Raw genomic sequence first — 8766 nt, 5'->3', positions numbered from 1 at the left:
ATTAAAAAGAGGATTAAAAAGAGGATTAAAAAGAGGATTAAAAAGAGGATTAAAAAGAGGATTAAAAAGAGGATTAAAAAGAGGATTAAAAAGAATTCAGGAGAGAGTTCAAAAAATAGACAGGCCAAACTCCAAAGATCAAGTGTCAATCTTTTTTACCCAGTTTCCGTTTGAATCCTTTTCGTATACTCTCTTGACTGCACTCCAGGCAACCTTGTGGGCGGTCTCTTCTCTCGATGCATCTCCTCGTCGTTCGGAAGGTTCTTTATATTCTTCCCAGGCACTATTGAAAGCTTCCCTGTAGATATCCTGTCCTTGTTCCGGCAGATTCTCCTTAACCGTTTCCGGCAGTTCGGAATTGCTCTTATATGGCATTTATTTCCCCCATTTAAATATGGGAGATATTTTTAAAAGGGTTTGTATTAAACCAGGAGGGATCAGAATTTCCTTATAGTGACCAGGATCTACCAGTATCTGCCGTAACCTTTTCATACTTCATTCCCCTGGAGCTAAAGTTTCAGCGCGGCGCCGGAACATCCCTGAACAGGAACTAAAGGCAAAGGTATCACAGTGGATGCATCAAGTATTTGCGTATTTTCCTTAACCTGGGAATGTGGATAACAGCACTGAAGGTATTCTCGATGCGGGCTTAAGGAGATATCCTGTGCTCACAACCGTCTCAAAATCGGAAACAAACGAAATTACAAGAAACAAACGAAATTACAAAATGGCTTAAGAATAAAACCGATTTTTAGTGTAAAAGCCAGCTTAATCCTTTCTGGCCAGTTCAATCCTTTTTATCCCATTATATCAGAGTAAGGAGTCGTTAAAAATAAGTAATATAGTTTAAAATAAGCATCAAAAGGTTTCATTCATCTGCTTCATACTATAAGCTCACAGAAATTCAACTAAAGTAATACATTTTCTGCGGATCGTACCCCAATCGAACACAGAGGATTGATTTTATCGGATTTTGCCTGCGGGTTTATGCTAACACAGGATTCCGGAATACTTTTTAGTGCTGCTTTTCCCCATGTTATTCGCGGAAGTGCTTCCGGTTATTTTGAAATATGGTAGCCCTTTAATGGCCAGGTGGGCCATAGCGCTCTCGATATCCGGAGCAGGTTCCTTGATTTTGTCCGGGCCTGCTATGGCGTTGAGCAGCTCCGCGAGTGCAGGGCTGTTCGAGTTCCAGGTGCCGTCGCTCCGGGTCTCGGCTATAAAAATTTGCCATTCGATTTTAACTGACATAATGTTCCCCCTCTCAAATATGCATTGTCCATTCGGACTGCGCACTTAAAAAACAAAAGCTCACCAATAATCTAATTTAATTATTTTTATAAGCTCTTGCCTATAATGTTATATTAGTCTTATATCATATATAACTCGACTCTCTAACTAAAAGCCCAAACTTTTGAGAAGGAAGGGGCGGACGAAAAGAGGCTATAGGGTGAGAAAATTTACAATTTTACAGACTTTAACCCCGTCTTAGCGGGTTTAGAACTTTAAGCTCCTGGCTTTCAGGATTACGGCTTATACGCGGCTTAAGAATTCCAGCACAAGCCGATTGAATTCTGCAGGTTTTTCCATATTAGGCACATGCGCAGTATCGGCCAGAATAATCTTTTCTGCTCCCTTTATCCTGTTTGCGAGCAGGTCAGCCGCCCTCAAGATTTCAGGATGGTCCAGGGCCCCACAGATAACAAGTACCGGAACAGCGATCTCGACAAGCCTGGAAACCGCTGGTGGTTTCAGTGGATTAAGGGGATTAGCGTCAGCTTTTGCCCAGGTACCGTTTTCCACTGCTATCCTGTTCATCTCGGCTGCGCGCGTGCGGACATCGGAGTCAACCTGTTCGGGCCGGCGGTAGATGCCATCGACCCAGAGGTGTACTTGCAGTTTACTCACACGCTCCAGGTCGCCCTGTTCAATCGCCTGAAGCATCTCCAGAACCTGAGATGGCGGCTCCCCCTGCATTTCAAAGCCGCCCGGAGTCCCGCTAACAATAATCAGCGATTTTACCATTTCCGGATGTTCGAGCGTGAAATCTATGGCCATTTCTGCGCCCATAGAACAACCTAACACATTTGCACGCTCGATTCCGAGCTCCTGTAGCAGGCAGTAAAAATCCTGACGGCGGGAAATCGGCCCGGTTGCAGGGTCGGATCTCCCGAATCCGCGCATGTCGAAGCGAAGAACCCTGTAGTATTGAGTAAAAGCATCCCATTGAGCTTCCCACATGCGGCTATCAAGAAAACCTGCGTGGCAGAGTACAAACATCTCGCCTTTTCCTTCTATCTCATAATAGAGCTTTCCGTCTCCAAGCTCAGCATACCCGACAGCCATGTTCGATGCCTCGCAGTGTATTATTTTGCCATTTACCTGTTATTTGGCCCTTATTTTAACCTTTATTTTAACCTTTAGTTTAACCTTTAGTTTAATCTTTATTTCGATCCTTTATTTCGATCCTTTATTTCGATTCTTTACCTTGGCCCTTTTTCATCCCTGGTCCGGCGTAGATTCTCCGGACTGACTTTTTAACCAGATAGTTAAAGCTTTCTTTTGAAATCGGTTTTGATTTTTTAACTATAACTATCGGTTTCCTGGAATGCCTGGCGACCCTCTGCGACAAAGTCCCAAGTAAGGAAATCTTAAATCTCTCACTTGAGTCGCCAATGATTATCAGGTCACTGTTATTTGAAGCCTCAAGTAGAGCATCTTCTATGGAATATTTCTCCAGTACTCTGAAGCTAAGCGGTACCGAACTCATTATCTCAACCAGGCGCTCAAGTTCCTCAGTGAGTTTCAGCCTGGTTTCCTGAGCTTCATCAGGGCTAACGATGCTGAGAATTTCTATTTCGGCCCCTGTGTTTATAGCCAGTTTTTTTGCGAGATGAAGGCCGTAGACAGAATTTTCTTTACCGTTATATCCTACAAGGATTCTATTAATGCTGTCAGGCAGATGTCCCTTTAATAACGCGATCGGACTTTTTGAGGATAGGAGAATATCGTTTGTTACTCCGAGTGAGTACTGGAATCTCTTTGATTCGTGCCATCCCATAACGATCATGTCTACATTTTCGACTTCAGCCTGCTCCAGGATTGAGTTTGAGATACTGTGGTCAAAGGCAACAATATATTCTCTTTTATGCCCGAGAATTGCAGGATAACTATCAAATTCTTCTTTGAAATGGCAGTCCATCTCTATCTTTTTGTCGTGATAGGCTTCCTGCGCTAACTTTAAGGTTGTTTGATCCCGAACCTCAACGACATGGAGGCAAATTATCTCGCTTCCCATAAAATCTGCCAGTTTCAAAAGATCGCGCTCATGTTTCGGATTGGAAATCGGCACGAGCACTTTAACCAGGGAAACAGGTTCAACCTCCTTCTTTTCGACAGCATTTTCCAGCAGATCAAATAAATTATATTCTGGCACGGCTTTGCCCCTTCCGTAGAATGAGTACCAGCCAATCCCGGCAAAAATCATCACTACGGTGAAAAGAAGAGGTAAACCGCCAAGCAAAGGCAGCAGTATTATGCTCCCGACTACCCCGAAGATTTGCGTATAGGGGAAAAAAGGGTCGCGAAATGTGGGTTCATATCCAGGCAGAGTTCTTTTTCTGAGGATAATCACTGCCAGATTTAACAGGATAAATATCAAAATGTTGAATGCCCCACCCAATCTTGCAAGCTCCTCAATATCAAACAGGAATAAAAGCAGGACCATTACCGTGCCTGTAACCAGTATAGCATTGTGGGGAGTCTCAAATTTTTGATGGATAAGGACAAACCATTCAGGCATAAGTGCATCCCTGCTCATGGCAAAAGGAAATCTGGAAGAAGACAGTATGGCCCCGTTGGCTGTGGAAAGAGTTGCAAGCAGAGCACCCACGGCAATTGCGATTCTTCCTGATTCGCCTGCCATCAGACCTGCAATATCTGCCAGAGGAGTAACTGATGTCCCGCCCGCTTGAGGATCGGAAAATCCGACAACTACTGCCATTATGCCAGCATAAAATAAGGTTACTACAACAGCTGAAGCGATAAATGCCAGAGGCAGGTTCTTTGACGGGTTTTTTACTTCCTCTGAGACAGCAGCTGCTTCTGCGAGCCCGAGATAGGATATAAAAATAACTCCTGCTGTCGTGATTATCGAGGTTATCCCGTAAGATTTGGCAGGCGAAAAGTTAGCCGGATCAACCACAAAAAATACTCTGGCTATAAATAAAGCCAGGATTATCAGCAAGAAAATTACAATAAAGTTCTGCAGCGAACCGCTGCTTTTTGCCCCACGATAGTTAATCAGTAACAGGATTACGCCTGTGACGGCTGCTACAAAATAAAGGGGCAGGGGATAAAAAATCTGAAAATATTCTGCGAGCCCGATGAGTGCAAATGTGCCTTTGAAGATTAAGGCCAGCCAGGAGCCGAGGCCGATTACTGCACCAAGTGCAGCTCCCATTGTCCTGCTGATGTAGTAATAGCTACCGCCTGCCAGAGGCATACCGGTTGCCAGCTCTGCCATGCTGATGGCTGTGGCTATTGAAATAAGTCCCCCAATCAGAAAAGAGATTATTGCTCCAGATCCCGCACCTGCTACAGCAATCCCCGGAAGAATGAATATCCCGGCCCCAATCATTGTACCGGTACCGATTGCGAAAGTCGAGAAAAAGCCAAGGCTACGTCCCAACCTTTCAGTCGTTTCAACTGCTGCCATTTCTATCTCCATCTATTACAAAGCTTTCAAATCGGTAAATCCGTGCTTTTATAAATCTTCAGATTAGCTTATTTTGACAATATCGAACGTACATCTCACCATACGTCCGGGCAAACAGCAGGGGTTTCGATCCCTGTTGCAGTGGATCTGCCTTTCGAATGAAATAGCATCGAAACACGTGAGTTTCTCCTGCAGTACGGCTTCAGTGCCTTTTTCAGTTGAACGGCTTCAATGTCTTTTTTAGCTGAGCTTTATTTTTAACTATTTAAAGAGATAAGGCAGCCTGCTCCTGATTAAAGCATTTCAGTTCCTGTTTTAGTGGATTTTGTTTTCAAATAGTACATATATCTATCCGTCAGGAGATATATTTCTTAAACAGGGTTCTGTGCATATTGCTAAAAGTGGGATGAAAAGAAAAAAGTAGAATATAAAAATTAATAGGAGGCGAGCCCAATTACTACTTTAACGGATTGTATCTGCGAATTTATCAATTATGGGAATTTTTGGATTGCCGTAACTGCAGGCAGAGAAACAGATATGATGATATAATACAGTAGCTTCGGCATAACACTAGTGACGGTATGCATAACATTAGTGACGGTATAATACAGTAATGACAGTATAGTACAGTATAATACAGTAAAGTGAATATCTAAAAAGTGAAAACGCATTGATTTATACATAAGCGATATCATTGAGTTAAGGGGTTAATACATAGTTATTGGGCGGATATGATGCAAAGTAATGATCTTATTAAAGAGCAGATATTGCAATTAAAAATAGAAATCGCGCAGTTAGAGGCCGAAGTTAACAAATTACAAATTATGATAAATGAAAAAAAATACGCTTTGAATAGATTGTCAGAACTATTAGAAATACGGGGAGTGGCCTTAAACGACACCAAGTGAACACATTCAAAGAAAATTCAAGTCCTGTTTTGATAGTTTTGCTTGCGGATCTGAAAATTATTTGACAATCTCCGGACAGGGTTCAATGTTCCTGTTTTTCAATGCATAAAATTTAGATTAGTTATATACATCATTGATTCTACGCATTCCGAACTTTGGAAGTTAAAAGCAAATAAAACCGGTAAACCCGTCTATAGTTTAAAATGAGTCTGTATCGACTTCGTGGGAACGGTACACAACAGCACGAAAGCATAATTAAATGAATGCAGTGTTGAAAAAAGAAAGTAGCATGGGAACTGTGAAAAAATATTATACGTACAGGTATATAATGTAACATATACTGCTGAAATCTCCGATTTTAAGTTAAAGAAATCAAACTGCGGGCGGCCACCCCACCCTAAACAGGCTGTCCGACAATTAAATTTCCGGGCAAAAATAAGTAAAAAATAAGGCATATAAAACCTTTAAATCGAAAACGAAGGAATTCGGTTATTACCGGTAGTAATTGTTGGACAGCCTGTGAAGGTCAGGGTATTCGTGACCCTCTGCGCTCCCATAGTAATAAAAGTTACAGGTTGTTTGGCGGAGAAATAATAATTGATTTTTCTGATTCTTAATACCTGGTTTAATATAATCCAAGCATTGCTACCCACACGTTTTAGGCTTAAAACGTATCTTCAAGCTCTTGATCAAATATATAAGGTCTGCAATAGAATAACAACTATTCGACAATATTAAATATTATTGACTATTTTATTAAATAGGATTTAAATTTAATCAAGAACTTCAAAATTAATCCTTAGCCGATCTATTAATGCCAATTTCAGATCAATAATCAATGGAACTTAAAGCCTCCTTCCTGCGATTACTATCTGAGATAAAATATTGAAAAATATTTTGTGTGGGTGTTTTCTGTGTGTGAATCTAGAAGAATTCTTGCAATTATATTTGCCGCTTTTATATTAATAGCAAATATCGGAATAGGTGTTGTAGCAGCAGAAGAAACAGGTGCTAGACCTGCAAGCGACGATTCAGCTGGTGATTCATTAGATGATAGTTCTAGTAATGACGCATCAACTGGCGCTACAACCTCAGATGATACTGTTGACGAGTCTACTGATGATAGTTCTGCAAGTGATACTACAGATGAAGAGAATTCAGATGATGAAACTAATATAGATTACGAAGAAACAAACATAGAAGAAGAAACTAATATTGTCTACGAAGAGACTACAATTGAAGAAGATACTACAGTAATAGTTGATGATGCTGATGATGTTATTACATCTGATGGTCCTGTTATATATGAAGAAACTACCACTGATATAACTGATATTGAAACTACAGATACAACTATTGTTGGCGATGGTAATGATGTAGATACTATTACCAGCGGTGGTCCTGGCACAGTTATACATACTGAAGAAGAAAACACTGAAATAACTGATATTGACAATACTGAAATAACAGATATCGATAATACATACTCAGACGATGATACAACTATTGTAGAAAATTCTACTATATACGATAATGATTCTTCAGATTACACATCTAGTTACAATTCAACAACTGTTATCCAGACAATCGAAACAACAGAGATAGACATGGATAATAGCAAAACAGTATCTATTGATGTCGAAAACGACAACTCAGTTGTCAATAATATATACTTCGTACCTACAAAAGATGCTGGTAAAGCAAAGGTTGTAGTAGAAGATCTGAAGCCTGAAAGTATTAAGAAACCACTCACAGGTGTTGTCTACAAATCATTCAACATATTCATTGATAATGACAATAAACAGGTAATTGATATAGATAATGCAGCTGTAGACTTTAAGGTAGAAAAGTCATGGCTCATTGCAAATGGACTGGATTCTTCTGCTATTGTCCTGAACATGTATGAGGGTGGCAAATGGGTAGAAGTTCCAATAACAATAACAAGTGAGGACTCCAGGTATATCTATTTCAAAGCTGAAGTGGATGAATATTCTACGTTTGCAATTACAAGTAAGGAAATAACTGTGGATAAAGTTCTAAAGCAGACAGTAGATACACCACAGGAAGAAGAAATAGATGATACACCACAGGAAGAAGAAATAGATGAACCAACGAAGAATGTGGTAATAAAACTTTTAGAAGTTATTATTGAAATACTTGAGGGCAATTAACATTGCCCTTTTCTGATCAGCATGTAAGAAAAGAAACACATAAGATGGGCTTGGTTTATCTTTTTTATCTGTTTCTTAAGTTTCTATTGGGGTTGGCAAGCAAGTCCAATGGATCGTTTATTTAGTGCTTTCTGTATGATATTGACATTGATTTATATGTACCCATAATTTTTACATAGTCTTCCATTAGAACTCTAATGGTATCCTCTTTTAACTATTCGTAAGAGTAATTCTTATGGCTATTCTATTGACACTTCTGAACCCTTCAAAGATTATTCTAAGAGCAATTGCAGCTTGGTTACCAAGCTATTATCCCGAGTTATCTTATGTACACTTCCAATATGTAAGTAATGATTTAAATAATCCCCATTAAATATTTAGGAACTTCTGATTTCCATATAGCACTGTACGAACAGATTACGACAAATAACAAAATTACTGAAATAATAACTGAAGTAGTTGCTTACAAAACGGCGATTACACATATAGAAGATCCCATATAAACTAAATGTATACAAGATACGATAAGGGAAGAGAATGAACACAATAATACGACACTTTGACGATATTCTAAAAGATATATAGACAAATACCAGATTTTATATATAATTCTTGGAAAAAAATTGATGCAATGGTGAAATACGCAAATGATATTGTAAATAATAAAATAAAAGAAGTATTTATTGTCAAAAAGAAAAGGAGTACTTATTATCGAAAACCATATCGAAAAGCAATCGAAAAATAATCAAGAATAATAAAAGAATAATAAAAGAATATAGCCCCCTTTTGATTTCCTTATTCAGAGAAGGCTTGTAATTCCTTCCTTTCATTAATACCGTAGTTTACTGTCATCCCCACTAAAAGTACAGCTAAAGAACAATACTTTTGGACAGAACTCCTGGTGTATCTGTGCAAATCCTCCATAGAGTATGCTTTCTTCGCCAATTTGAATATATCTTCAATGATTGAT

Annotated in this window: 5 protein-coding genes and 1 pseudogene; 1 reads left to right on the top strand and 5 read right to left on the bottom strand. The window is 39.4% G+C overall.

Features of this window, described 5'->3' with window-relative positions; all coding sequences use genetic code 11:
* Positions 1 to 138: 138 nt before the first annotated feature.
* The 4 genes from ACPK8D_RS09365 to ACPK8D_RS09350 all read right to left on the bottom strand — a co-directional run bounded on the left by ACPK8D_RS09365 (position 139) and on the right by ACPK8D_RS09350 (position 4717).
* Positions 139 to 375 (bottom strand): ChaB family protein, encoded by a 237-nt coding sequence (locus ACPK8D_RS09365; protein WP_424717589.1) that lies wholly within the window; start codon positions 373 to 375, stop codon positions 139 to 141.
* Positions 376 to 990: 615 nt separating this feature from the next.
* The gene (locus ACPK8D_RS09360) at positions 991 to 1251 is read right to left on the bottom strand and encodes a hypothetical protein (protein WP_424717588.1); all 261 of its coding nucleotides are present in this window, start codon (positions 1249 to 1251) and stop codon (positions 991 to 993) included.
* A gap of 282 nt (positions 1252 to 1533) precedes the next feature.
* The gene (locus ACPK8D_RS09355; RefSeq protein WP_424717587.1) at positions 1534 to 2346 is read right to left on the bottom strand and encodes an alpha/beta fold hydrolase; all 813 of its coding nucleotides are present in this window, start codon (positions 2344 to 2346) and stop codon (positions 1534 to 1536) included.
* A gap of 124 nt (positions 2347 to 2470) precedes the next feature.
* Positions 2471 to 4717 carry an amino acid permease gene (locus ACPK8D_RS09350; protein ID WP_424717586.1) on the bottom strand — a complete coding sequence of 749 codons (2247 nt, stop codon included), beginning with the start codon at positions 4715 to 4717 and terminating at the stop codon, positions 2471 to 2473.
* Between the two features lie 1822 nt (positions 4718 to 6539).
* Between ACPK8D_RS09350 and ACPK8D_RS09345 the strand changes: the two genes are divergently transcribed.
* Complete coding sequence (locus ACPK8D_RS09345) at positions 6540 to 7796, top strand: PGF-pre-PGF domain-containing protein (protein WP_424717585.1); 1257 nt, start codon at positions 6540 to 6542, stop codon at positions 7794 to 7796.
* Positions 7797 to 8591: 795 nt separating this feature from the next.
* Here ACPK8D_RS09345 and ACPK8D_RS09340 read toward each other — a convergent pair.
* Positions 8592 to 8766, bottom strand: a pseudogene (locus tag ACPK8D_RS09340) (IS5/IS1182 family transposase); the annotation flags it as partial.

Source organism: Methanosarcina sp. (genome assembly GCF_049706645.1).
Taxonomy (GTDB): domain Archaea; phylum Halobacteriota; class Methanosarcinia; order Methanosarcinales; family Methanosarcinaceae; genus Methanosarcina.
The sequence above is the reverse complement of the archived record's forward strand: the minus strand, read 5'-3'. Positions and strand labels throughout refer to the sequence as shown.

What these genes read in the sequence shown, in the direction of transcription:
- ACPK8D_RS09365 (WP_424717589.1), bottom strand. Translation starts at nt 375, where the DNA reads ATGCCATATAAGAGCAATTCCGAACTGCCGGAAACGGTTAAGGAGAAT.
- ACPK8D_RS09350 (WP_424717586.1), bottom strand. Translation starts at nt 4,717, where the DNA reads ATGGCAGCAGTTGAAACGACTGAAAGGTTGGGACGTAGCCTTGGCTTT.
- ACPK8D_RS09360 (WP_424717588.1), bottom strand. Translation starts at nt 1,251, where the DNA reads ATGTCAGTTAAAATCGAATGGCAAATTTTTATAGCCGAGACCCGGAGC.
- ACPK8D_RS09355 (WP_424717587.1), bottom strand. Translation starts at nt 2,346, where the DNA reads ATGGCTGTCGGGTATGCTGAGCTTGGAGACGGAAAGCTCTATTATGAG.